Source organism: Candidatus Methylomirabilota bacterium (assembly GCA_028870115.1).
GTDB lineage: Bacteria > Methylomirabilota > Methylomirabilia > Methylomirabilales > Methylomirabilaceae > Methylomirabilis.
In genome coordinates this window covers 31,612-55,157 of the sequence record JAGWQH010000082.1, presented here as the reverse complement: position 1 = coordinate 55,157, position 23,546 = coordinate 31,612, and the positions used below count along the sequence as shown (strand labels likewise).

The 23,546-nt window shown below is 58.1% G+C and carries 28 protein-coding genes and 1 riboswitch; of the genes, 5 read left to right on the top strand and 23 right to left on the bottom strand.

All coding sequences use genetic code 11. From position 1 onward, the window contains the following. Window positions 1-80: 80 nt before the first annotated feature. From ribD to nusB, 5 genes are read left to right on the top strand one after another with little or no spacing between them, the layout of a single operon-like run. Complete coding sequence (gene ribD, locus KGL31_09300) at window positions 81-1,202, top strand: bifunctional diaminohydroxyphosphoribosylaminopyrimidine deaminase/5-amino-6-(5-phosphoribosylamino)uracil reductase RibD (protein MDE2322094.1); 1,122 nt, start codon at window positions 81-83, stop codon at window positions 1,200-1,202. A 9-nt stretch (window positions 1,203-1,211) separates the two neighbouring features. Continuing rightward, window positions 1,212-1,862 (top strand): riboflavin synthase, encoded by a 651-nt coding sequence (locus KGL31_09295; GenBank protein MDE2322093.1) that lies wholly within the window; start codon window positions 1,212-1,214, stop codon window positions 1,860-1,862. A 22-nt stretch (window positions 1,863-1,884) separates the two neighbouring features. Next, window positions 1,885-3,099 carry a bifunctional 3,4-dihydroxy-2-butanone-4-phosphate synthase/GTP cyclohydrolase II gene (locus KGL31_09290; GenBank protein ID MDE2322092.1) on the top strand — a complete coding sequence of 405 codons (1,215 nt, stop codon included), beginning with the start codon at window positions 1,885-1,887 and terminating at the stop codon, window positions 3,097-3,099. A gap of 19 nt (window positions 3,100-3,118) precedes the next feature. Further along, complete coding sequence (locus KGL31_09285) at window positions 3,119-3,583, top strand: 6,7-dimethyl-8-ribityllumazine synthase (protein ID MDE2322091.1); 465 nt, start codon at window positions 3,119-3,121, stop codon at window positions 3,581-3,583. A 37-nt stretch (window positions 3,584-3,620) separates the two neighbouring features. Further along, window positions 3,621-4,052 (top strand): transcription antitermination factor NusB, encoded by a 432-nt coding sequence (gene nusB / locus KGL31_09280; GenBank protein ID MDE2322090.1) that lies wholly within the window; start codon window positions 3,621-3,623, stop codon window positions 4,050-4,052. A gap of 142 nt (window positions 4,053-4,194) precedes the next feature. Here the strand turns inward: nusB and KGL31_09275 are convergent, their stop codons facing one another. The 23 genes from KGL31_09275 to ccmA form a co-directional block, all read right to left on the bottom strand. Continuing rightward, on the bottom strand, window positions 4,195-4,815 hold the full coding sequence (locus KGL31_09275) for a serine/threonine protein phosphatase (protein ID MDE2322089.1): 621 nt from the start codon (window positions 4,813-4,815) through the stop codon (window positions 4,195-4,197). Window positions 4,816-4,930: 115 nt separating this feature from the next. Further along, window positions 4,931-5,176, bottom strand: a complete 246-nt coding sequence (locus KGL31_09270; GenBank protein MDE2322088.1) for a hypothetical protein — start codon at window positions 5,174-5,176, stop codon at window positions 4,931-4,933. A gap of 100 nt (window positions 5,177-5,276) precedes the next feature. Continuing rightward, a complete protein-coding gene (locus KGL31_09265) occupies window positions 5,277-6,053 on the bottom strand; it encodes a hypothetical protein (GenBank protein ID MDE2322087.1) in 777 nt (258 codons plus the stop codon). Next, window positions 6,053-7,201 (bottom strand): aminopeptidase P family protein, encoded by a 1,149-nt coding sequence (locus tag KGL31_09260; GenBank protein MDE2322086.1) that lies wholly within the window; start codon window positions 7,199-7,201, stop codon window positions 6,053-6,055. The genes KGL31_09265 and KGL31_09260 overlap by 1 nt, the downstream gene beginning before the upstream one ends. A 196-nt stretch (window positions 7,202-7,397) precedes the next feature. Continuing rightward, a complete protein-coding gene (locus tag KGL31_09255) occupies window positions 7,398-7,670 on the bottom strand; it encodes a hypothetical protein (GenBank protein MDE2322085.1) in 273 nt (90 codons plus the stop codon). 97 nt (window positions 7,671-7,767) lie between these two features. Then, on the bottom strand, window positions 7,768-9,105 hold the full coding sequence (gene thiC / locus KGL31_09250; protein ID MDE2322084.1) for a phosphomethylpyrimidine synthase ThiC: 1,338 nt from the start codon (window positions 9,103-9,105) through the stop codon (window positions 7,768-7,770). 58 nt (window positions 9,106-9,163) lie between these two features. Continuing rightward, window positions 9,164-9,275, bottom strand: a riboswitch (TPP riboswitch). Window positions 9,276-9,423: 148 nt separating this feature from the next. Continuing rightward, the gene (gene rmuC / locus KGL31_09245) at window positions 9,424-10,812 is read right to left on the bottom strand and encodes a DNA recombination protein RmuC (GenBank protein ID MDE2322083.1); all 1,389 of its coding nucleotides are present in this window, start codon (window positions 10,810-10,812) and stop codon (window positions 9,424-9,426) included. A gap of 53 nt (window positions 10,813-10,865) precedes the next feature. After that, on the bottom strand, window positions 10,866-12,308 hold the full coding sequence (locus KGL31_09240; GenBank protein MDE2322082.1) for an RtcB family protein: 1,443 nt from the start codon (window positions 12,306-12,308) through the stop codon (window positions 10,866-10,868). Between the two features lie 100 nt (window positions 12,309-12,408). Further along, window positions 12,409-13,482 (bottom strand): dehypoxanthine futalosine cyclase, encoded by a 1,074-nt coding sequence (mqnC, locus tag KGL31_09235; protein ID MDE2322081.1) that lies wholly within the window; start codon window positions 13,480-13,482, stop codon window positions 12,409-12,411. Between the two features lie 49 nt (window positions 13,483-13,531). Further along, window positions 13,532-13,792 (bottom strand): DUF2442 domain-containing protein, encoded by a 261-nt coding sequence (locus KGL31_09230; protein ID MDE2322080.1) that lies wholly within the window; start codon window positions 13,790-13,792, stop codon window positions 13,532-13,534. Continuing rightward, window positions 13,752-13,991, bottom strand: a complete 240-nt coding sequence (locus KGL31_09225) for a DUF4160 domain-containing protein (protein MDE2322079.1) — start codon at window positions 13,989-13,991, stop codon at window positions 13,752-13,754. The genes KGL31_09230 and KGL31_09225 overlap by 41 nt, the downstream gene beginning before the upstream one ends. Window positions 13,992-14,067: 76 nt before the next feature. Beyond that, on the bottom strand, window positions 14,068-14,553 hold the full coding sequence (locus tag KGL31_09220; protein ID MDE2322078.1) for a hypothetical protein: 486 nt from the start codon (window positions 14,551-14,553) through the stop codon (window positions 14,068-14,070). Window positions 14,554-14,623: 70 nt separating this feature from the next. Continuing rightward, window positions 14,624-15,532 (bottom strand): site-specific DNA-methyltransferase, encoded by a 909-nt coding sequence (locus KGL31_09215; protein MDE2322077.1) that lies wholly within the window; start codon window positions 15,530-15,532, stop codon window positions 14,624-14,626. A gap of 4 nt (window positions 15,533-15,536) precedes the next feature. Beyond that, window positions 15,537-16,268 carry a PaeR7I family type II restriction endonuclease gene (locus tag KGL31_09210; protein ID MDE2322076.1) on the bottom strand — a complete coding sequence of 244 codons (732 nt, stop codon included), beginning with the start codon at window positions 16,266-16,268 and terminating at the stop codon, window positions 15,537-15,539. A 39-nt stretch (window positions 16,269-16,307) separates the two neighbouring features. Beyond that, window positions 16,308-17,444: a CofH family radical SAM protein gene (locus KGL31_09205; protein MDE2322075.1), complete on the bottom strand. Its 1,137-nt coding sequence runs from the start codon at window positions 17,442-17,444 to the stop codon at window positions 16,308-16,310. Next, window positions 17,441-17,761 (bottom strand): hypothetical protein, encoded by a 321-nt coding sequence (locus KGL31_09200; protein MDE2322074.1) that lies wholly within the window; start codon window positions 17,759-17,761, stop codon window positions 17,441-17,443. Before KGL31_09200 ends, KGL31_09205 begins: the two co-directional genes overlap by 4 nt. Before the next feature lie 4 nt (window positions 17,762-17,765). Then, window positions 17,766-18,242, bottom strand: coding sequence for a cytochrome c-type biogenesis protein CcmH (locus KGL31_09195; protein MDE2322073.1), 477 nt, complete (start codon window positions 18,240-18,242; stop codon window positions 17,766-17,768). Between the two features lie 48 nt (window positions 18,243-18,290). Continuing rightward, complete coding sequence (locus tag KGL31_09190; GenBank protein ID MDE2322072.1) at window positions 18,291-18,809, bottom strand: TlpA family protein disulfide reductase; 519 nt, start codon at window positions 18,807-18,809, stop codon at window positions 18,291-18,293. Further along, complete coding sequence (locus KGL31_09185) at window positions 18,788-20,788, bottom strand: heme lyase CcmF/NrfE family subunit (protein ID MDE2322071.1); 2,001 nt, start codon at window positions 20,786-20,788, stop codon at window positions 18,788-18,790. Before KGL31_09185 ends, KGL31_09190 begins: the two co-directional genes overlap by 22 nt. After that, a complete protein-coding gene (locus KGL31_09180) occupies window positions 20,788-21,237 on the bottom strand; it encodes a cytochrome c maturation protein CcmE (GenBank protein ID MDE2322070.1) in 450 nt (149 codons plus the stop codon). The genes KGL31_09185 and KGL31_09180 overlap by 1 nt, the downstream gene beginning before the upstream one ends. A 139-nt stretch (window positions 21,238-21,376) precedes the next feature. Continuing rightward, complete coding sequence (ccsA, locus tag KGL31_09175; GenBank protein MDE2322069.1) at window positions 21,377-22,060, bottom strand: cytochrome c biogenesis protein CcsA; 684 nt, start codon at window positions 22,058-22,060, stop codon at window positions 21,377-21,379. Window positions 22,061-22,064: 4 nt separating this feature from the next. Then, complete coding sequence (locus KGL31_09170; GenBank protein ID MDE2322068.1) at window positions 22,065-22,742, bottom strand: heme exporter protein CcmB; 678 nt, start codon at window positions 22,740-22,742, stop codon at window positions 22,065-22,067. Further along, window positions 22,739-23,494: a heme ABC exporter ATP-binding protein CcmA gene (gene ccmA / locus KGL31_09165; protein MDE2322067.1), complete on the bottom strand. Its 756-nt coding sequence runs from the start codon at window positions 23,492-23,494 to the stop codon at window positions 22,739-22,741. The genes KGL31_09170 and ccmA overlap by 4 nt, the downstream gene beginning before the upstream one ends. Window positions 23,495-23,546 lie beyond the last annotated feature (52 nt).

Below are 23,546 nucleotides of genomic sequence, written 5' to 3'. Positions count from 1 at the left end.
ACTTGACACCCCTTGTCGCCCGATGTTAAGTTAACCTAGTGTATTTCCTCAGAAAGTTCGCTTTCCTGCAATGAGGTCGGATGTTCACGCCTGACGATGTGCGCTTCATGCAACGCGCCCTGGTTCTTGCGGTTAAGGGACGCGGCCGCACAAGTCCCAACCCGTTGGTCGGCGCGGTCGTGGTACAACACGGTCGAATCATCGGGGAGGGCTACCATGCGCGTGCCGGTGAGCCTCACGCGGAGGTCATGGCGCTGGATAACGCGGCCGAGACGGCACGCGGCGCCGAACTCTATGTCACGCTTGAGCCGTGCTGCCATCACGGTCGGACCCCACCATGCACCGATCGGATCATTCAGACCGGTATTCGGCGGGTCATCATACCAACTCTTGACCCTAATCCATTGATCTCCGGAAAGGGCGTGCAGACGCTGCGCGACGCGGGAATCGTAATAGACACACTCACGCTGTTCGCCGAAGAGGCGACGCGCCTTAACGAAGCCTTTATAAAATTCATCAAAAGTCGCATCCCGTTCGTAGTCCTCAAGGCAGCCGTCAGCCTTGACGGTAAGATTGCCACTCGGACCGGAGACGCTCGGTGGGTCTCCGGCGAACGTTCGCGCAAGCATGTGCATGCGCTGCGGGACCAGCTAGACGCAGTGATCGTCGGGATCGGGACGGTTCGGCGCGACAATCCCAGACTTACAACCAGGCTGCCGGAAGGCGGACGCGATCCAATCCGGGTAATCGTAGATGGAGTCGGTCCGCTCCCACTGGATGCGCAGGTCTTTCAGGACGGCTCCGCAACACGAACCTGGGTCGCCGTAGCTGCTGATGCGCCCGCCGAACGGATAAGAAGCCTGGAACGCCGCGGGCTGACAGTACTCGAAGCGAGCGGCTCCCGTGGAAAAGTCCGCCTTGAACACCTTCTGAAACACCTTGGCGAGCGCGAGGTCACAAGCGTGATGATCGAGGGTGGCGAGGCTATCTTCACCTCCGCCATTGAAGAGGGGATCGTGGACAAATTTCTGCTATTTATGGCGCCAATTCTTGTTGGGGGGAAAAGCGCACCCAGTCTGCTTGGTGGGGCGGGTATTGAAGAAATCGGCCAGGCCCTACGACTGCACCGCTTGCGCATCGAACAACTTGGGGAAGACCTGCTGATTGAGGGATACCCTTCAACACATGAAGGGACCTGCTAAGCAAACGAGATGTTTACCGGACTGATCGAAGAGATAGGGCAAGTTCAGCGGGTACGCCGGGAAGGCGGCATGGCGAAGCTTGCCATCAAAGGGCAGCAGACGGCCTCCTCCCTCGCCATCGGGGACAGTATCGCGGTCAATGGAACCTGTCTCACGGTCACGAGAACGGCGCCTACCCTGTTCGAGGCCGATCTGTCCGAAGAGACCTTGGCGCGCACAACTCTGGGAGAGCTCCAAGCCGGTAATCCCGTCAACCTGGAACGGCCATGCCGACCGACAGATCGACTCGGAGGCCACTTCGTGACCGGCCACATCGACGGGGTCGGAACCATCTGTGAGATTCGGGAGACGGAGGGGATCTGGTGGTTCTCGATTGCCTACCCTGGGGCGCTGCGGCCTCTGCTTGTAGAAAAGGGTTCCGTTGCGGTGGATGGAATCAGCCTGACGGTGGGCAGCCTCAACGATCAGTCCTTTGGAGTAGCCATCATCCCTCACACGTACCACCGCACCACGCTTGACAGCAAGCAGGTCGGGCGACGTGTGAACCTGGAAGCAGATCTTCTTGGCAAGTACGTCGTCCGCTATCTCGAGGGACTTGGGTCTCTGACACAAAAGACAACCCTTACTGAATCGCGACTCCAAGAGTTGGGGTTTAGCTGAACCGGTTCCGGGGGGAGTAACTATGGAAGATACGATCGAGTTTCACACGATCGAAGAAGCGATCCGAGACCTGCGCGACGGCAAGATGGTGATCGTCGTAGATGATGATGACCGGGAGAATGAAGGCGACCTCACGATGGCCGCCGACAAGGTGACGCCGGAGGCGATCAACTTCATGGCCACACAGGGGCGGGGGTTGATCTGTATGCCCGTTATCGGCGAGCGATTGGATGAACTCCGCATCCCGCCGATGGTGACGGACAATACCTCTCCCCACGAGACCGCCTTCTGTATTTCCGTCGATGCCAAGCACAAGGTCACGACCGGAATCTCGGCCTACGACCGGGCCATCACCATCCAAACGATCATCGATCCAAAGGCAACGCCAGATGATCTGACCAGCCCGGGGCACACGTTTCCGCTTCGCGGACGAGACGGGGGAGTGCTGACCCGGGCGGGGCATTCTGAAGCCGCTATTGACCTCGCCCGTTTAGCCGGCCTGTACCCCGCCGGGGTGATCTGTGAGGTCATGCATGACGACGGGGCGATGGCCAGGACCCCCGAGCTGTATCGCTTCGCCTGCAAACATGGCTTGAAGTTGATCACTGTTAAGAGCCTGATCGAGTTTCGACTGAAGCGAGAGCGCTTTATCAGTCGCGTCGCCACGACGACTCTTCCGACCCTATACGGTCGATTCACCGCGATCCTATATCATAGTCACATCGAGAACAAACACCATCTCGCCCTGGTCATGGGAGAGATCAACGCCGTTGAAGAGACGCTGGTGCGCGTCCACTCGGAGTGCCTCACGGGTGACGTCTTCGGCTCTCTCCGATGCGACTGCGGGTCGCAACTGGATAAGTCGCTCGAGCTGATTGCCAAGGAGGGGAAGGGGGTCTTCCTCTATATTCGCCAGGAAGGGAGAGGCATCGGCCTGGCAAATAAGATGCGCGCCTATGAGCTGCAGGACACCGGCCTGGATACGGTGGAGGCGAATATGAGGCTCGGGTTTAAACCCGATCTGAGAGAGTATGGAATCGGCGCCCAGATCTTGTCCGACCTTGGATTGTGCAATATCCGGCTGCTGACCAACAACCCACGGAAGATCGTAGGGCTCGAGGCATATGGTCTTCATGTTGTACAGCGGATCCCCATCGAGATTCATCCCAACGCCGAGAATCGCGCATACCTGCAGACCAAGTTCGCAAAGCTGGGTCACCTGCTCGAAACGGTGTAGTCAGCATGGGAGGTGTACGTTGAAAACGACCGAAGGCACATACCAAGCCGGAGGGTATCGATTCGCCCTTGTGGTAAGTCGTGTGAACGAATTGATCGCTAAACGGTTGCTGGAAGGAGCGCTTGACTGCCTGCTCCGCCATGGCGCGGAGGAAGGCGATCTGCACCTGGTGAAGGTACCTGGTGCCTTCGAGCTGCCCTACGCAGCAAAGCGCCTGGCGGCCTCAAACCACTACGACGCCGTCATCGCGCTAGGCGCCGTCATCCGAGGCGCCACCGCCCACTTCGATTACGTCGCTGGGGAGGCGGCGAAGGGAATCGCCGCAGCCAGTCTCGATACCGGTGTGCCTATTATCTTTGGCGTCATTACCGCGAATACGCTTGATGAGGCAATCGAACGGGCCGGGACGAAGGGCGGTAACAAAGGGTTTGAGGCCGCGCTTTCAGCCATTGAAATGGCCAGCCTCTTCGCCCAACTCAAATAGTGCGCAAAAGAGCGAGTCAGCTCTACAATAAGGGACAATGGGGAAGCGTCACCGAGCCAGAGAGCTTGCGCTCTCACTGCTGTATCAACTAGAATTTTACCCCCTGGAAGCTTTGGAGGTGCAGTCGGCCGGCTTCTGGGCGGATCACCCAGCTGGGCCGGAGATCCGGTCGCTGGCTGAGGAGTTGGTCCAGGGGACGCTGCAGCATCAAAAGCCGATCGATGATCTGCTCGCCTCGCACGTCGAGCACTGGATCCTCTCGCGGCTCGCTCTCGTCGATCTCTGTATCCTTCGCTTGGCCGCGTTTGAGCTGCTCTTTTACGGCAAGACACCCTGGAAGGTCGCGATCGATGAAGCCATTGAGTTAGCAAAGGCGTTTGGCGGAAAGGACTCCGGCGCCTTTGTCAACGGTGTCCTGGACAAACTCGCCGCCCTCGCGAAAGACAACTCCCCTGCTCCGCTCGGATAAAGGCAGGCGCTCAGTCATCAGCGATCAACCAACGCCCCGCCATCCACCCCTTCGCCTCCCCTCCTCGTATCAGGGACCAAGGATAGCGGTATGCCGATCTTAAAGAAACGCTTCAGGTGCCGTAGCTGAGGGGGATGGTGGGCTAGTGCCTATCGAGGGAATTCGAAACCTGGATCACTTCACGTGACGGCAGGATCAGACAGGTTAGTTTGTTCCCGTAGACGCAGGCCGTATCGATGCCGATCCGGTCCTCATCCATCAGGACCTCTCGCATCGGCGTATGACCGAAGATGACTGTCTTGGGGTAGCGACCCGGATAGGCGTAGAACTCCTCGCGAATCCACAAGAGGTCGCTCTCGTCTTGATCCTGCAGCGGGATTCCAGGTCTGATCCCAGCATGAACGAAGAGACAGTCCTCCGTCTCATAGTACGGCCTCAAGCGTTCCAGAAAGGCCAGATGAGCGGCCGGGATGCGGCTAAGCCCACCGTAACTTTCCAATGTGGCGGTTCCGCCATTATATAGAAATAGAGCCCGCTCTTTTCCCTGAAGAAAATCAAGAAACATACGCTCATGATTACCCATGAGGAAGATGTACCGCCCGCCAAGGGTCAGCAGGTAATCAACGACCCCCTTTGAATCCGGTCCCCGATCAACGTAATCTCCCAGGAAGACTACCTCGTCCGCCTCCGACAGACGAAGTTGGGCGATGAGGCGGTGCAGCGGCTCCAGACAACCATGAATATCACCGATTACGTAGATCATGATAGTTTCGGCGACCGACCCACAGGGCGAGCGAAGGATCGCGCTGTCACAAAAAACAAATGCTTGCAAGAATCTTGCAAGCTCTATGAAGTCAGCCCTGCCTGGGTAATCTGAGCTATTTGTGACCGATGGCGTCCAGGACTCGAGCGATCTCTTCCTTCACGTGTGTGTTGATTTTGAGCCGTGCGAGAATATCCGGATGGTGTTCAGCCAGGTATTGAATAATGGCGATTCCGTCGAGCGGCGACCCGTGCGGCTGTGTATCGAGAATCCAATCGCTGAGGGCATCTTTGTGCGATCGGCGCGTGCCCGGATCGGAATATAAGATATCCAAAATTTCCTGAGCTAATGACTTTCGCATCGCACCACCTTTATGCTGAACTTCAATGTTAATATAACACCTCTTCATCTAATCCACAAGTGAGAAACCTCACTGGAGCCAAAGAAAGGGTCATACCGTATCATAATGGGATCAGCGTTGAGTGCCAGAGGAATCGCCCCAGAAACTCCCCAATGGCGCCGGTGAGAATCGCGAGGTAGAAAAAACCGGTTGCGGACTGAACGTTCGGAATGCGCAAGGTATCCCAGATCACACACGCCAGGACGAATGACCCAAGAATCCCGACACATACACGACTAAGGAAAACCGCGAGGTACGAACTCGAGAGAAGTCCGATCCTGAACGCAGCCTCTGCCCCGCCAAACAGGTACAGCGACCCAAGAGTTACGATGATCAACAGACCCTGCAGCGCAGTGGACAACAGAAAGAGGGTGGCCAGCCGGCGAATCAGAGCTACGGGCAGGCGGGGATCTCTGAGATAATAGTGGCCAAGCAACATGCCGGTCAGGGCCGAGCCCATGAGGAGGGCTGACGCAAAGGTCGTGGCGATTTGGACAGCGATTTCAAGCACGCTGGACGATTCTTGGGCAAGCAGCAGAGATGGGATCAGCATTCCTACCGTTCCGACCGCCAGGCTCACCCAAAGGATCCGCCTCGGCCATTGCCCATCCGGCATCCAGAAGGCGCCCGCATACAGCAGAACCAGAACAAAAAAGACCAGTGAGGTTGGCGTTTGGCTGACCCAAAGCCCTACACCGAGCGCACTCACCAGGGTCAGCGCGCAGGTCTGAAAAAAACCTCGCCTGATCGGTGGCGAATGCAGGAAGCTCAGACAGAACAGGCTGCCGACGGCCGCCTCTTGTATCGCTTGAAACGCCGGGAGAGCAACAGGCGTCATCAGTCGATCTCCAGCTCGCTGATCCCTTTTGGGAAGTTGGTCAGATTCCGGCACCCTGTCGCAGTGACGACCACAAGGTCTTCAATTCGAATGGCCCCTGCATCCAGGTAGTAGAGTCCAGGCTCGACGGTAACCACATGGCCGGTTCGCAAGACTGCACCTGTCTTATTGATACGAGGAGGTTCGTGGATGTCGAGGCCGACCCCGTGACCGGTGCCGTGGAAAAATCCTTGCATCCGACCGCCGACCATGCCGGTCGTGAAGCCGTCTTTTTCCAACACTGCATTGACTGTGGTGTGTATGACACTACCGTCGGCTCCGTCCCTGATTAACTCCATTCCGTGTTCCTGGGCGTTGAGAACCGCTCTGTACATCGCCCGAAGTTTCGGTGATGCCTTCCCCTTCACCACGGTCCGGCTCATGTCGGCAAAGTAGCGGCTCCGTTCGGATCTGGGAAAGACGTCGATCACAATCGACTCGTTTGCCCTGATGGGCCCCTGTCCATGATGGTGGGGATCGACCCCTTGCAGGCCGGGCGCCACAATCGTATGTTGGGCCACGCACTCGTGTTCCATCAGCTTCAGGTGCATGATCTTCTTGAGCGCCTCGGCGGTCAACGGCTCGCCGTTGAGGTAGAGGCGCCCGCCATCTTCCACCTTGGCCGCCTGAACCGCCGAGATTGCCGTGCCCATAGCGTCTTCGGTGGCGCGCTGGGTCGCGGCAATCGCCTCGATCTCTCCTTCGCTTTTTACCAGGCGCGCATCGAAGAACGGCTCTCTCTTCACGCTCAGGGTGTAGCCCCTTGTCCGCAGACCATCGGCGTACTCGACGCTGAAGTTGGCGGGGACCAGCAGATGGCGCGCGCCTCGCTCCCGCAGCACCAGGTCCAGGACATCCAGCACAGATGGCGCGTCGATACCCTTCCCTCTCGCCATTTGTTCATACACGCTATAGGATAGCACCGTATCTACCCTCGCCTGGCTCCTGGCCCGATCCATCTCCAGGTCGCTCATTACGACGATCTTTTCTTCCCCAGCCTGGACAAAGATAAACGGGTCCGGCGCCGCAAACCGGGTCGCATAGTACAGGTTCGAATCGATCTCGCTGGTTGAGATCATGACGATCGCATTATATTTCGGCTCTTGCATTCTACACGCCCAATGAACTACCCCGCAGCAAGCTGCAGGGTATCGTCTTCTGTTCTGGCGCGTCATTCCGCCTGCCTGTGCGTTTCCGCACGCAGACAGGTGCGTGACACGGAATCCAGTCGAGCCCACTGGATACCGGCTTCCGCCGGCATGACGAACTCGCGGGCAAGCCGCGGGGACTGAACCCCCAGTGGATTCAATCGGACATGATTACCTTACCCATTCCGATCGCCGCCAGCAGCCCCAGCGTCCACAACCAGGGAAACGCGTCGGTATAGTACCAGGTCACCACCGGATAGACCAGGGTTGATAGCGGCAGCAGCGCCATGGCCCCCAGCATGCCCCTGATCCCCCACACATCGCCGTACCCTGTCAGCATGGAGGCAAAGAGGGCGAGCATCAGCGCCACCCAGGCGAAGCCATAGCAGCCCCCCCAGAACGTTGGACCCTTCGATCTTGATCTCGTCATCGATACGAGCATCTTTAGCAAGCGGATCGCAATCGTCTGAAAGCTTGGACCCTTCGATCTTGCTCTCGCCATCAGCAGCGATGTCGCCCCCGTCCCGTTAGGATGGCTTACGATCAGCCGGTGGCTCGCCAAGATGCGACGAGATATGCATCGAGCAGAACTTCGGACCGCACATCGAGCAGAACTCGGCGCGCTTAAACGCCTCGTTGGGCAGGGTCTCATCGTGCATGGCGCGCGCCGTCCCGGGGTCGAGCGCCAGCGCAAACTGGCCTTCCCAGTCGAAGTTAAACCTGGCACGAGAGAGCGCGTCATCGCGGTCGCGCGCGCCCTTCCGGCCTCGGGCGATGTCGGCCGCATGGGCGGCGATCTTGTACGCGATGCACCCCTGCTTCACATCTTCCAGCGTGGGTAAGCCGAGGTGCTCCTTCGGCGTCACATAACAGAGCAGCGAGGCGCCGTGCCAGCCGATGATCGCTGCGCCGATCGCCGACGTGATGTGATCGTAGCCTGGCGCGATGTCGGTCACCAGCGGACCCAGCGTGTAAAAGGGCGCCTCCTGGCAGATCTCCTGCTCCATCCGTACGTTCATTTCGATCTGGTCCATCGGGACATGCCCGGGTCCTTCGATCATCACCTGGACATCGTGAGCCCAGGCGACCTTCGTGAGTTCGCCCAATGTCCGAAGCTCGGCGAACTGCGCCGCATCGGAGGCATCTGCGGTACAGCCTGGTCTCAGGCCATCGCCCAGGCTGAAGCTGACGTCGTATTGTCGGAAGATCCGGCAAAGCTGCTCGAAATGGGTGTACAGCGGATTCTGCGCATCATGGGCGAGCATCCATCTCGCCATGAGGGCGCCGCCTCGACTGACGATTCCGGTGATCCGAGACTGTACGAGCGGCAGATGCTCCAGTAAGACGCCGGCATGAATCGTCATGTAGTCCACGCCTTGCTCGGCCTGGTGCGCAATCACGTCGATCATATCGTCGGCAGTGAGATCTTCTACCTGATTCACGCTCGCGACCGCCTGGTAGAGCGGGACGGTGCCGACCGGAACCGGACTGGCCGCGATGATCGCATGACGGATTTCATCGATACTCCCACCTGTACTCAGGTCCATAACCGTATCGGCCCCGTACTGAATGGCCAGCTTCAGCTTTCGCAACTCCTCATCGATGTCGGAGATCAGGGCCGAGTTGCCGATGTTGGCGTTGATCTTGACACCGGCTACCGTCCCGATTCCTATCGGCTCGAGGCTGCTGTGATGAATATTACAGGGAATAATGAGTCGGCCACGGGCGACCTCGGCCCGGATAACCTCGGCATCGAGACCTTCCCGCTCGGCGACGTAGGCCATTTCCGGAGTGATAATCCCTTGGCGGGCGTAGTGCATCTGCGTAACGCAGTCCCTATTACCATGAATCGTCCGTGCGACCATGTGAGTCCCCTCCCCAGAAAAGCAAAAACGCCGGCAACACACTGCCAGCGTTACACGTCAACCGTTTCAGGATGCTCCCTACGCTGGCATAACCCAGATCAGGTCAGACGGTCGGCAACGGTGTCAGTCGCCCTCTCAGCCTGCTCCCACAGACTCCCGTACTCGCTTCCTATTGGTTTCCAATCTACCCCCAATCAACAAGGGTGTCAAGAATCCACAAATCCCCCCTCGCCCTCCTTTGATAAAGGGGGGTTGGGGGGATTTCGGTCGCGACGCTCGCCGTAACACATTCCAATCTCTATTTCTGGGCCAATAGGCTTATTCGGCCTCATCGATGTCGAAGGTAGTCAAGGCGCGGGGCCTCTGATCAATCGGTTGCAGTTCCTGGATCTCCTTCTTGCCTCCGGCTCCGAACGCCTGGAACTTTCTGGTCGTAGGGAAGACACGACTTTCAAACGAGGCCACCGCCGCATTATATGAATCCACGGCTTTGCCAATGGCTCCACCGACCCTGACAAGGTGCTCTGCAAGCGTCCCCATCCGGTCGGCGAGTTCCTGGCCCAAGGCGCAGATGCGCTGGGCGCTTTCCGCGACCAGTTCCTGTCGCCATCCATAGGCGATGGCTCGCAGCAGAGCGATAAAGGTCGTGGGTGTGGCGATGACGACCTTTTTTGAGAGGGCAGATTCGACCAGAGCCGGATCTTTCTCGGCGGCGGCGGCGAGAAAGGAGTCGTTCGGGATAAAGAGTACGACGAACTCCGGAGCTGCCGTAAACTGGTCCCAGTACTCTTTCGAAGCCAGTTTCACGACGTGCTGATTCACCTGAGCCGCATGCTTGAGGAGGGCTACGTCGCGATCCTCATCAGTCTTGGCTTCCAGCGCCTCGAGGAAGCCGGCAAGCGGGACCTTGGCATCTACCACCACCTCGCGCCCGGCCGGCAGCTTGACGACCATATCCGGGCGGATGCGCCCCTCATCGGTAGTCACACTCTCCTGTTCCACAAAATCGCAGTGGGGCGACATCCCGGCAAGTTCGGCTGTCTTCCGCAGCGCGATTTCGCCCCATCGGCCTCGAACCTGTGGGGACCTCAGGGCGTTGACCAGCTTGGCGGTCTCACTCTGAAGGGTTGTCTGACCCAGCGCGACTGCGCGCAGTTGTTCGCCCACCGTACTGTACTCTCTGAGCCGCTTGTCTTCGAGCGCCTTAGTCTCTTGCTGATAGGCGAAGAGAGTTTCGCCGAGCGGCTGGATCATCGTCTCGATCGCCTTTCTGCGCGCCTCCAAATCGACGGCCGCTTCATCCTTCAGCGCCTTGAACTTCTCCTCGGCGAGGATGAGGAACCCCGCGTTGTTGCCGGCCAACGCTTCAGCCGCCAGCGATTTGAAGGTATCGGACAGCCTGATCTTCGCGTCTTCCAAGAGAGCTTTCTGTTCAACAAGATTCTTTTCGATCTCAATCGCTCGGGTTTCGGCGGTAGCCTTGGCTGTCTCAGCTTTTCGCAAATCCTCGCGGAGGGTCTCGAAGTCGTTTCTGGCTGCGACGAGCTGTTGTCGTACCTCTTCAATCCGCGCCTCTGCAGCGGCGGTCCGCGCCGTCTGCTCTCGGAGGATTAAGCCTACTTGACCCTTAGCCCGGGCTACACTTATCGCCCATCCAAGCGCGGCTCCAATCCAGAGTCCCAACAACAGGGTCAGCCATTCTGTCATTGCCGGCTCATCCTTGGTTGTGTTGTCTTACCGTTGAGACTGAGTTTCACCTTTCACCCTTTGATGACTCCCATAGGGCGGAGACGAGCCACCATCTTGGAGAGCCCGGCATGATGCACAACCGTCACCACCTGCGTGGCGTCTTTGTACGCCTCGGGCATCTCCTCTGCCAGCGATTCGCGACCCGATGCCTTGACGATGATCCCCTGCTCCTCAAGCTCGCGATGGATGGCCCGACCCTTGGCTGCCCTGATGGCGGCATGTCGGCTCATGACCCTCCCGGCCCCATGGCAGGTGCTCCCGAAGGTCTGCTCCATGGCGCCCGTTCCCACCAGCACAAATGAGGCGCGGCCCATGTCGCCCGGGATCAGCACAGGCTGGCCGATGGCCTGGTAGTGAGCCGGCAGTTCCGGGTGTCCAGGCGGAAAGGCCCGCGTCGCCCCTTTGCGATGGACCGCCAGCTTGAGCCGTCTTCCCTCGACCTCGTGTTCCTCAACCTTGACGATGTTGTGGGCGACATCGTAGATCGTTGAGAGTCCCAATGCCTTTGGGGAGATATTAAAGACCTTCAGCAATACCTCCTTCGTCCAATGGGCCAGACATTGGCGATTATTCCAGGCGAAGTTAGCGGCGGCTCGCATGGCGCCAAGGTACGCCTTGGCTTCGTGCGACTTCCAGGGCGTGCAGGCGAGTTGCCGATCGGGAAGCTCTATCCCGTACTTGATGACCGCACGCTCCATCTCGACCAGAGAGTCTGTACAGACCTGATGTCCCAGACCTCGAGAGCCGGTATGAATCATCACCGTCACCTGGCCCTCGAACAGGCCGAGGACCTCTGCGACCTGGGGATCGTAGATTTCAGCGACCGTCTGAACCTCCAGGAAATGATTGCCTGAGCCCAACGTTCCGAGCTGGCTGCTCCCCCGCTCAAGAGCTTTATGGCTTACAGCATCCGGGTCAGCGTCCGGAAGGCACCCGCCGGATTCGATGCAGGCGAGGTCTGCCGGCTCTCCGTACCCCTGCTCGACGGCCCATGCTGCGCCCTTGAGCAGCGGCGCCTCCGCCTCTTTCTTGCTCAGGCGGATCCGGCCTCGCGAGCCGACACCAGTCGGAATTTCGCTGAACAGGGCGAGGACCAACTCCTTCAGCCTTGGCCGCACCTGCTCCTTTGTCAGCTCCGTCCGAAGCAATCGGACCCCGCAGTTGATGTCGTATCCGACTGCTCCTGGTGATACGACGCCATCAGTAATATCCGTCGCTACCACCCCACCAACCGGAAGGCCGTACCCCTGATGGATGTCGGGCATGGCGAAGGAGGCCTTGACGATCCCCGGCAGGAAGGCGCCGTTGGCCACCTGTTCCAGGGAGAGGTCCTTCATGATCGCTTCCATCAGGCGTTCATCGGCATAGATGATCCCCGGAACCCGCATTCCTGGTTTGTAGTCTTGCGGAAGCAGCCATCGATAATCATCGAGCTTCTGTACAACCCTGTTCATCGTTCACCCTTGCCGTGCTGTGCGCTTCGGTTAGTCTTCTGTAGGGGCAGAACTTGCCCTGCCTCAATAGGCGTAGCAAGCAGCGCCCCTACAAAGGGAATTATTCCAAGAGTTGATACCGTGTGTTGCGACGCTTCGGAACAAAACCGGCATCTCGAACGTTTCGCCGGATTTCCTCGATAGACATCAGTTGCCGCGTAACTGGCGTCCTCACCACATTCTCTTCAAGGACGGTACTCCCGAAATCGTTCACGCCGTACTGCAATGAAAGCTGTCCGATCTTCGGGCCCATCGTCAACCAGGCAGCCTGGATATGCTTCACATTGTCCAGCATGATCCTGGAGACGGCCACAGTCCGAAGATAGCTGTAGCCGCTGCCGCCCTGACCTCCAAGCGCGTCGCCATTGGGTTGATAGCTCCAGGGAATGAAGGCCGTAAAACCACCGGTTTGATCTTGTAGCTCTCGAATCTTGATAAGGTGTTCAACGCGCTGCGCCGGCGTCTCGCCTACCCCGTACATCATTGTAGCCGTGCTGGGTATCCCAAGATTGTGGGCGATCTGCATAACGTTCAACCATTCGGACGAACTCTCCTTTAGCGGCGAAACCCGCTGCCTCACTTCATCGACTAACAGTTCGGCTCCAGCTCCGGGAATCGAATCGAGACCCGCCGCCTTGAGTCGCTTCAAGCTGTTTTTGAGGGATATCTTGGAACTATATGTAATATAACTGATTTCCACCGTAGAGAGTGCGTGTAGATGAACCGGATAGCGGGCCTTGATTGAGGCGAGCAGATCCTCGTAATAGTCGATCTTCAGGCTGGGATTCAGCCCCCCTTGCAGCAGGACCTCCGTTCCGCCAAGTTCGATCAGCTCTTCGATTTTCTGAAAGATTTCCTCCTTAGACAGGAGATATCCTTCCGGAGAGATTGGCAGCCGGTAGAAGGCGCAGAACGAACATTGGACCCAGCAGATGTTGGTATAGTTGATGGTGCGGCCGGTGACATAGGTCACAACGGGCTCCGGGTGCAAGCGCCAACGCACACGGTCAGCCATGGCGGACAGCTCAAGCAGCGTCGCCCGTTCGAAGAGCTCAACCCCATCATCGAAAGTGAGCCGCTCCCCCGCCTCGACCTTCTCCGCGATCGCCTCGATCCTCTCGTTCGATCTAGCCATGCCTAAAACTCCTCAGCTCCATCCGGTACTTGTTACCCGTTGTTGCGCGTCATTTCGATTTTAACGGAAACCTCTCCGGGTGCTCTATCATCTCAGTCGTAAGATCGATATCCAGATCCGGCCAATAGAAATGACCGGGTGTCGGCTCTTCAACAGTGAGGACCTTGCCAACAGGAACATCCTTGAACCAAGGGAAATCCTCGTAGGACAGGAACAATTCCCTCTCCCCGGCCAGAAGCCATACACCGTGGCTGGAAATGTTGGTGACCTCAACCGGTGACGTGTTTTTTCCAAGCGGTTTGGATCTCATTCTTATGTACCTCGATTAGCTGTTCAATTTCCTTCAACTGAGTGCGGGAGAGGTGATAGTTCTTCGCCAACTCGATATCCGGCTCCAGCCAATATTTTGCTTCACCATCCGCACAAATCGCATGCACGTGCATCCGCAGTTCCTCGCGCGAGAAGAAAAAGAAGCGGTATCCTTTCTCCCGAAAAATCGTCGGACTCATATATCAGCTTTCGTATCCCTTTCCTGACGCCGGTCGGCGTTGCGGATCGGCGGCGCGGGCGTATCGACTACCGCGCTTACCGCACCAGGCCGTTCCTACGCGTGGTCAGATTGCCGGCTTTACAACCGCGGCGAACCGCCGCCGAGGCTGATCCCGCGGGCGTGATCCCCGCGCGCTCAGCCAGCGTCGAGTTGGCACGGGCCCATCGCCTGACCCACCGGTCGATTCCGAGGAACGTGAAGTACCTCCACGCGAGGTCGGGCCGGAGGTCGCTCAGCCGGCCCTGCTCGACCGCCTCCACTCGGTACCGGGGAATCTTGGCCGCCGTCGCCGCACTCCGGGTATCCATGCCCTTCTCCGCTCGCGCCTGGCAGCAACGCGCCTCCACCGCCCTCCAGCGGACATGGTCCTCGAACCGCGGTGTCCCGACGCCAAGCCGCTCCTCCAGTTCCGCACCAAAGAGCCGACGTGCTTCGGTAACCAGAACCTGGACCTCATCTTCCTTCAGGATGCCGGCAGGGTTACGGCGCAGTTTGCGGGCAAGCTTTACCCTGGGGTCCATACTCCTCTCGCACTCTCACGTCACGCATCACCGGCATACGGAAGCGCCTTCGCTGCATGGGATTGCCGACCTATCCAAGTTTCTTCCTGGCTGGTCGAACTTCATAGAGGGCGTGATCCTCCTTGACAAGGCTCGCCGTACCGATAGCCGCCTTTTCAAACAGGAGCTTCGCGGTTAAGAAAAGATCGGCGGTTTCAGCCTTCAGGTGGCGAGCTGTCATTCGGCAATATTCCGGGTCGATCTCAACGCCGATGCTGTTTCGGCCTGTCCGTAGTGCCGCAACCATTGTGGTCCCGGACCCGCAAAACGGGTCCAACACGGTGTCTCCGGTGAAGGAGAACATGCGCACAAGACGTGTGGCGAGTTCCAATGGGAACGGGGCAGGATGCTGCTTAGTCGATGCACCCGTGATATTCCATATCTGCTGGAACCATCGGTCAAAGTCATCTTTCCCGATTCGGCTTGCCTCTCGCTGTGTACTCGTTGGCTTCCTATATCCGCCTGGCTTCCGCTGCATCAGTATGAATTCCATATCGTTCTTGATGATGGCATTTGGCTCGTAGGGCTTCCCGAGGAACTTGGACCCGTTCTCGACCTCGTAGGAGGCGTTAGCGATCTTGTGCCAGATGATCGGGTTCAGGTTATCGAATCCGATGCGCCGGCAAATGACGCAGATGTCGGCGTGCAGGGGAAAAACCAGGTGGCGTCCGAAATCGCGCCTCGCGACACAGACATCCCCGACGACGCACACCAAACGTCCACCGGGAACAAGGATTCGGTAGACGTGCCGCCAGACTTTCTCCAACTCGAACAGGAATGCTTCGTAGTCCTGGATGTGGCCGAGCTGGTCGGGGTTCTCGTTGTACCGCTTGAGATTCCAGTAGGGGGGCGAGGTGACGACGAGATGGACCGAACTGTCACTGAGGAAGGAAAGGTCCCGTGAATTGCCGTTGACCAGTCTGTGAACGGTCGTTTCCATGTGGTTATACAAACGCCGCCAAATGGGCCACAAGGATTCTGGCGAAACGTTCAAGGGAAAGGTCATCCGCTGGTGTTGAATAACGTCCTCTAATTCCACCGTCGGCCGTCGAGCCGATATAGGCCGCTGCCGTGTAGTGTCGCTCAAGCACAAGCTTCCGGCAGAAGAGTTCATACCGGTGCAGATATGAAGCGCCCACGAATTCCGGGAACACCTTGAAGTGCGGCTCCTGCACCTTGACCGGTCGGTTGGATGCCTCACAGTCTTCCAGCATAAAGAAGTAACCAAGAAATGGCTGGGGACTTGTCAGATAGGCGCCTTCCCGGTAAGCGGTCCACAGATCGAGGGCGCTTCCCATCGCCTCTTCGGTCCGATTGTTGAAGTTGTTCCCGAAAGATGGGCCGACCTGTGACTTCGCCTCGATGGCAACGAGAAGCGTATCCTCACGCACGACAAGCAAATCCCATTCTTTGGTGGGGCGGAAGAATCCTGGAAGCTCAACCGCCTTCTTCCTGAAGATGTACCGCTCGCGAATACCGGAATCCGTGATGAGTTCTGTGAACAGGTCGATGAAGCCATCCATCTGCGCACCGCCGGTTACTGCGCTGCGCAACCCCTGGTCAGCTTTCCCGGTCTGCTTCTGCTTGTCTCTCTGGCCTGCCCGCGTCTTCCAGTAATGGGCCACAGCCCGACCGGAGCGTTCAGGCAGATCCCGCAATATGTGGTCCTGTTTCATGGGCATGTTGTGTCACATATCCCGTACTCTTTCAACTAGCTAACTGGGCTGCAGATCTGTGGCGAGAGAAATAGGAGTAACGGGGTTGTAGAGTGCGTCGCGCTCGACTGGCTGTCGGCCTGTCTCGCGGATCATGGCAAGAAGCTGATCATGGCGGAGTTCCTGATGGTGGGAGTTGTCGCCCAAGGCGTGCGTAATTTCGTAATGCGTAACCGTCCCATCGAGATCGTCCGCCCCGTACCAGAGCGCGAGTTGCGCCACCGCAGGAGTGGTCATGACCCAGAACGCCTTAACGTGAGGAATATTATCAAGGAACAGACGGGCGATCGCAATCTCGCGCAGGTTGGCATACCCGGTCGTGATCGGCAGGTGGCTGAGCTCAGTGCCGGTTGGATCGAACGCCAGCGGGACAAAGCACATAAAACCGTCTGTTTCGTCCTGCAGTTCGCGAATATGGAGTAAGTGAGCAACCTTTTCCTCGACCGTCTCGATGTGGCCGTAGAGCATCGTGACGTTCGAGCGGATGCCGGCTCGATGCACGGCCCTGGCTACGTCGAACCATTCCTCATTGTCCAGCTTGGCTCTGAACAGTTCTTCGTGGACGCGGTCACTGAATACTTCTGCTCCGCCGCCCGGACAACAATCGAGCCCAGCCGCCTTCAAGTCGGCCAGCACTTCTCCCATCGGCTTATTGGCTACTCGCTGGATCTGCGCCAACTCGATCATCGTAAAGGCTTTGACCTGAACGCCAAGTCTAGCATCCTTTACTGCCCCAATGATGTCTAGATAGTATTGATATGATAGCTTCGGATTGATCCCGGCCACGATGTGGATCTCACGGATGGGAACCTGGTCGTGCTTACGGATCTGATCCTGGATGTCCTGGATGCTCAGCACATACCCTCGCGGGTCGCTGGGCGGGGCGTAAAACGAGCAAAACTTACACCCCTTATTACAGATGTTCGTATAATTGATGTGCAGGTTGCGGACGAAATAGGTCAGATTCCCGTTTATGCGCTCCCGGACCAGATTGGCGAGAAATCCTACCGAGGTCAGGTCGTGCGTCCGATAGAGCGCCAAACCGTCACAGAAGTCCAGGCGCACACCATCCAGTATCTTCTGATGTACCTTGTCCAGGCCGGAGACCGTTAATCTGGACTCCATCAGGCGACTCATCGGCTTCGTTTCCCTCGAGACCCTACGTCGTGGCTTCCTCGTTGGTCACTCAGTCGATCGATCTCTTGGAGGATGGCAATTGCCCTCAGTTCATAGCTATGGCGCGCCTGCTCATAGTCTTCCAGGCTGAGATTCCCGGCCTGGTGATCGAACTCAAGCTCCTTGATCGCGGCATATACCGTATCCTTCTCCGCCAGGAGCTCCTGCAACTCGCTCTGTTCTAATCCTAGTGGAGTTCCCTCAGATGATCTGAAGAATGGAATGAGCACCGGCAAGAGGGCAAGAAACACAAGCAGGATGATAATCAGGATTTCCACGTCGTCAGCGTTCCCACTCCTTCAATTCCGCGTCGAGTCGGCTGGTATACCGTGGATCAGGGGGGCGTAACTGTTCCGCATTCGATTTGCGACCTCTCCTGATCGAGTGCCGGACCGTGAGGACGATGATCCCACCTCCGCCCAGGAGAGCGACGAATGGCAGCAGCCAGGCGAGCCAGTTAAATCCTCGACGCGTCGGTGAGAGCAGTATCCACTCGCCGTAGCGGCTGACGAAGTAGTTTCGGATCTGGTCCGGGCTCTCGCCGTTCTTCAGCTTCTCGTGGATCACCTCGCGCATCTGGGTCGCCATCTCTGAGGGCGAGTCGGCTACCGAAAGGTTCTGGCACACCGGACAACGCAACTCAGCAGCCAACCGAAGGGTCTGCTCCTCCAAGCTGCCCGCAAGTGTGGCAGAAGGCCGTGCCCAGAGTATAATCGCCAACAACAGGTATACAGCCAAGCGCTGCTTTTTATCCTTCATATTCTGCATTTCTTATTACCCTATACCCTAGTCCCTATACCCTATACCTCAGAGCATCTCCTCGATCTTCTTCTTCAGTACGCTCTCGTCCAGGGCGCCGACATGCTTGTAATGAATCGTGCCGTCTCGACCGATAAAGAAGGTCTCCGGCACACCATAGACGCCATAATCAATGGAGACCTTTCCCTGCGGATCAGGACCGTTTGGAAAGCTGAGCTTGAACCGCTCAACGAACGCCTTCCCATCAGTGTCCCGATCCTGAATATCTACCCCGATAAACACTACTCCTCGATCCCGGTAGGTTTGCCAGGCCGCCTCCAAGTGTGGCGCCTCCTCGTAGCATGCCGGGAAGCACCAGGACGCCCAGAAGTTCAGGACTACGGGCTTCCCGCGAAGCTGCTCCAGGCTGTGGCTGGTCCCATCAAACATGGAAAAGGCAAACGGAGGAGCCTGGCGCCCCACAAGCGGCGATGGTACCTCCCTCGGGTTGGTTTTGAAGCCGTAGGCCAGAAGCAGGAGGAGCGGGATAATGCTGAGGAGCAGGATTAGCTTCTTCCAGGTTGCCATGCCATATACTCTTCCACTGAATCAGCCGCAACAGCCCGTCGTCGATCCGGCCAGATCGCGATCAACGAGCCCACAACCATCACCCAGCCACCAACCCAGATCCACATCACCAGCGGGCGAACCAGCGCCTTTACGGTGGCGGACGTTCCATCCTGCGCAAACGACGAGAGGACCAGATAGAGATCCTCCCGCGCGGTCGAGCGGACATCGACAGTGCCGATCGGCTGCTGCTCGGTAGGATAGAACCGCTTAGCGGGTCGCATCTCGGCTACCTTATGGTTTGAGTTGAAGATCGTAAAGTTGCCCTGCACCACAAAGCGATGCGGCTCTTGCCAGGCGCTGAGTTCATCAAATCGAACCTGGTACCGACCAAGCTGGAGCGACTCACCTTGCTTCAAGGTGACCTCCTGCTCCAGCTTAAAGACCGACGAGGCGGTGATGCCGATCACAACCAACGCCACCCCCAGATGAACAATGAGGCCGCCATAGCGCCGTCGGCTCCTGGTGGTGAGTTTCGAGAGCGCGGTCAGGTACCCTTCTCCAGTATTCCGACGCCGCGTCATGGCGCCACGAGCAAACTCCTGAAACACGGTAATGGCGGTAAACAAGCTGAGGCCGAAGGCCAGGAGCGGGTACAACCCCCGCACCCCGAGGAACCCGCAGATGCCTGTGCCCAAGATGGCGAGGAGCAAGGGACCAGCGAAGGTCTTTCGCAGACTCTCGAGCGAGGCGTGCCGCCAGGCGATCAGCGGCCCAATGGCCATCAGGAAGATCAGACCCAAGCCGATGGGGACGTTTACGGTGTTGAAGAACGGCTCGCCCACGCTGACCTTGACCCCGCGAACCGCCTCAGACAGGAGGGGAAACAGCGTGCCAAGGAGAACCGCAAACGCAAATCCCAGGAGTAGTAGATTGTTCACCAGAAACGCGCTCTCGCGGGAGACTAATGAGTCGAGATCACCCTCCGCCTGTAACTTGTCGCTTCGATATACCAGGAGGCTGAAGGAGGTAAACAGGATCAGGCCAATGAAGCCAAGGAATAACGGCCCGACTGCAGAATCGGAGAAGGCATGAACAGACGACAGGATGCCGCTTCGCGTGAGAAAAGTGCCGAAGACGGTCAGCGCAAAGGTGATGATGACCAGCGCCACGTTCCAGAACTTCAACATCTTTCGCCGCTCCTGGATCATGATCGTGTGGAGAAATGCGGTGCCGGTGAGCCAGGGCAGCAGCGACGCGTTCTCCACCGGGTCCCATGCCCAGTAGCCGCCCCATCCCAGTACCTCATAGGACCACCGTCCCCCGACGATGATGCCGACCGTCAGAAAGCCCCAGGACGCGATCGACCAGCGGCGTACGGACCTGATCCAGGTCTCCCCGAGCCGACCGGTCAGTAGAGCGGCCATGCCGAAGGCATACGGAATCGACCAGCCGACATAGCCGGCGTACAGGCCGGGCGGGTGAACGGCCATCAGCGGATGGTTTTGCAGGAGCGGATTCGGCCCGCGCCCGTCTGGCGGCACCGGGAGTATCGTGGTAAAGGGGCTGGCCGGAAAGGCTACCAGGAAGAGGAAAAACGCCGAGATACACAGCAGGATCGTCGTCGCGTACGGAATCAACTCGCGCTGCCGCTTCCGCTCGATTAACACCGTGAGCAAGGTCATCAGGGCCAGCAACCAGACCCAGAGCAGGATTGAGCCTTCGAGCGCCCCCCACAGCGCGATGATCGTATAGAATAGCGGCGTCTCAAGACTGGCATTCCGGGCGACGTACTCAAGGCTGAAGTCGTGGCCGACCAGTCCGGCCTCCATCAGCAGGACTGCGAAACTGCTCAGACCGAACAGCGAAACGACCGCCCCTTGCCCGCTTTCGATCAGAGCCGGCCGACCTCGTCGCGCTCCAAGGATGGAGACAACCGCACCATAAACTGCGATGGCGAGAGCCAACCAAATACTGAATCGGCCAAGCGTCGCGATCATTATTGTGTGCTTCGTGGTGTGACTGATGTTCGGTGGATATGCTCCGCTTGGGCTTGCCCTTTCCCAGGCGGATGATACTCTTCGGAGTGCTTGGCCATAATCATGCTCGACTGAAATGGACCACCCTTCACACACTTCCCCTCGACTACCGCGCCAGCGCCTTCCTTGAAGAGGTCAGGCGGAGAGCCCGTATGCTCGACCGCTACCTCCTCCTTCCCGTCTGTCAGACGGAATGTCAGCTTCAGCGTCTGCGGCTCCCAGTGGAGCGACCCCGGTACCACCATCCCACCGAGGCGCAACGATCGATCGGATACCGCGTCGCCCTTCGCCTTCAACTCAGAGGGCGTGATATAATAAACGGCAGCCTCGCGGATCCCGCTGTTGATCAGGTACGCGAGGGCCGCCACTATGATACTTCCGCCCAATAGCAGTTTGGTCTTCTTCGTCATCCTGTCGTATCCTTCCGTTGCCGTCTGAGGGCATCACGCTGAGCGCTCAGCGCCCTCTTCCGCCAGTTAAGCGATAAGAGATAGACGAGGATACTCATAGCAGTAAGTAGATACCCGGCCAGAACATAGGACCATGGATTCACCCCAGTAATTCCATTTGCAGCCTGAACAGCTCTTCTCTTGCTCCCTCGATCTGAAGTCGCTTGATCAGGAGATAGACGTACAGCAGGCCGAAGGCCACAACGTTCGAATACAGCGCCACCTGCATGTCCATGGCTACCATCGATGGGCCAGGCCTCAGGATCGACGCGGGCTGGTGCAAGGTGCGCCACCACACGACCGACATGTGGATGATCGGAACATCGAGAAAGCCGATAATCCCCAGCACCGCACAGAAGGTGGCCCCTCGTAACGGATCGTCCACCAGCGCCCGAAGCATCAGATAGCCGAGGAACATCAATAGCAGGATGGCGGTTGTGGTTAGCCGCGCATCCCACGTCCACCACGCCCCCCAGGTCGGTCTCCCCCATATAGAGCCGACCGCGATCGACAGGGCCGTGAAGAGCACCCCGATCTCAGCGGACGAGCGGGCGATCGCATCATGCTGGCGGTGACGGCGCCACAGATACAGGACACTCGCGACGAACACGACAAAAAAGGCCAGATAGCTGACAAGGATCAAAGGCACATGCAGGTACATCAGCCGCTGCACCTCTCCCTGCGCCGCATCGGCCGGCGCATAGATAAAACCTGCATACAGGCCGACCAGCAATCCAAGGGCCGCACCAAGACCCAGTATCCGTTCGACCTGTCGTCGGATCATTGCCTTATTCCTCAACCAGCAGTTCAAATGTCAGCAAGGATCCCACAAGAAACAACACATCAAACGCCGCCATCAGCTTGAGCCAGGGCATGGCGAGTTCGAATGCCTCACGTCGCAGTATGACCTCTGTTCCCCTGACAGCCGACAATATCAACGGGATCGTCATGGGAAACAGGAGAAACGGCAGCATAGCCTCCCGCGCCCTCAGACCCACCGTCATGGTAGATAACAACGTTCCGGCCGTCGCGAATCCGAGCGTCGCCGGCACGGTGATAAGCAGGAGTTTGGGGAGTTGCGACCAGATGTCCATGTTGTACAGGACCGCAAAGATGGGAAAGCTGATCAGCTCTACCAGGAGGATCACGCTGAAGCTGCCACACAGTTTCCCCAGAAAAATCGCCTCCCGCTCGGCCGGATACAGGAGCAGACCGTCCAGACAGTCATTCGCCAGTTCGCCCTGAACCGATCGAGCCAGGCCAAGCACAGCGGTGAAGGCAAAGGCCAACCACAATAGGCCGGATGCGGCTCCCCGGATCAGTGTCTGATCCCCGCCGAGCGCAAAGTTGAAGAGGAACAAGACCAGGAACGCGAAAAAACACATGGCGGTGATGCTTTCCCGATCGCGCCACTCCACCACCAGATCCTTCCATGCGATCGCCAGCACCATTCGGGCAAAGGTCATTCGACCCCCCACGACTCCCCATGAATCGTAAAAAGAGAGCGCAACGATTCCTGGCTCACCTCGTTCCGTGGGGCGTCAAAGACTACTCGCCCCTGCTCTAAGACGGCCATGCGATCCGCTACGGCACATCCCATCGTCAGGTTATGAGTAGCCAACAACGTCGTCACACCCGTAGTCTTTGAGACCATAAGGAATTCTTCCAATAGCTTCATCGCCTGGATGTCAAGATTAGTGAACGGCTCGTCGAGCAACATGACCTGAGGCTCACGGAGCATCAGTTTTGCCAGGGCAAGACGCCGCTTCATCCCGCTGGAGAATGTCCTGACCCGACCCTCTGCCGCGGCCTCCAGTCCGACCTTCGCCAGAACCCCCGCGACTCGCTCGGCGGGACGATCCAGCCCCAGCATGGTTGCCGCAAATAGAAGGTTTTCACGCCCGGTCAGAGTCTCGTACAGTTGATGACCATGGGCAAGCACACCGACAATACGCCTGACGCCATCGTTGTTCCTGCCTACTTCGAGTCCGTCGATCCGCACTGATCCGGCAGTCGGGCGCACTAATCCGGCCACAATTCTCAGCAGGGTACTCTTTCCTGCTCCGTTTGGGCCAAACAGCGCCAGGATCTCTCCAGGGCCAACGCACAGGTCAACGCCTCGCAGCGCCGGATATACGCCATACCACTTGACCAGACCCTTGATCTCGACGGCCGGCACACCCTCGTGGTGCCCCCCTGCTCCGTCAACCTTCGCCATACGAGACCCCGAATACGGGAGATCCAGCGCCATCGCAGGCTCTATGGTGCAA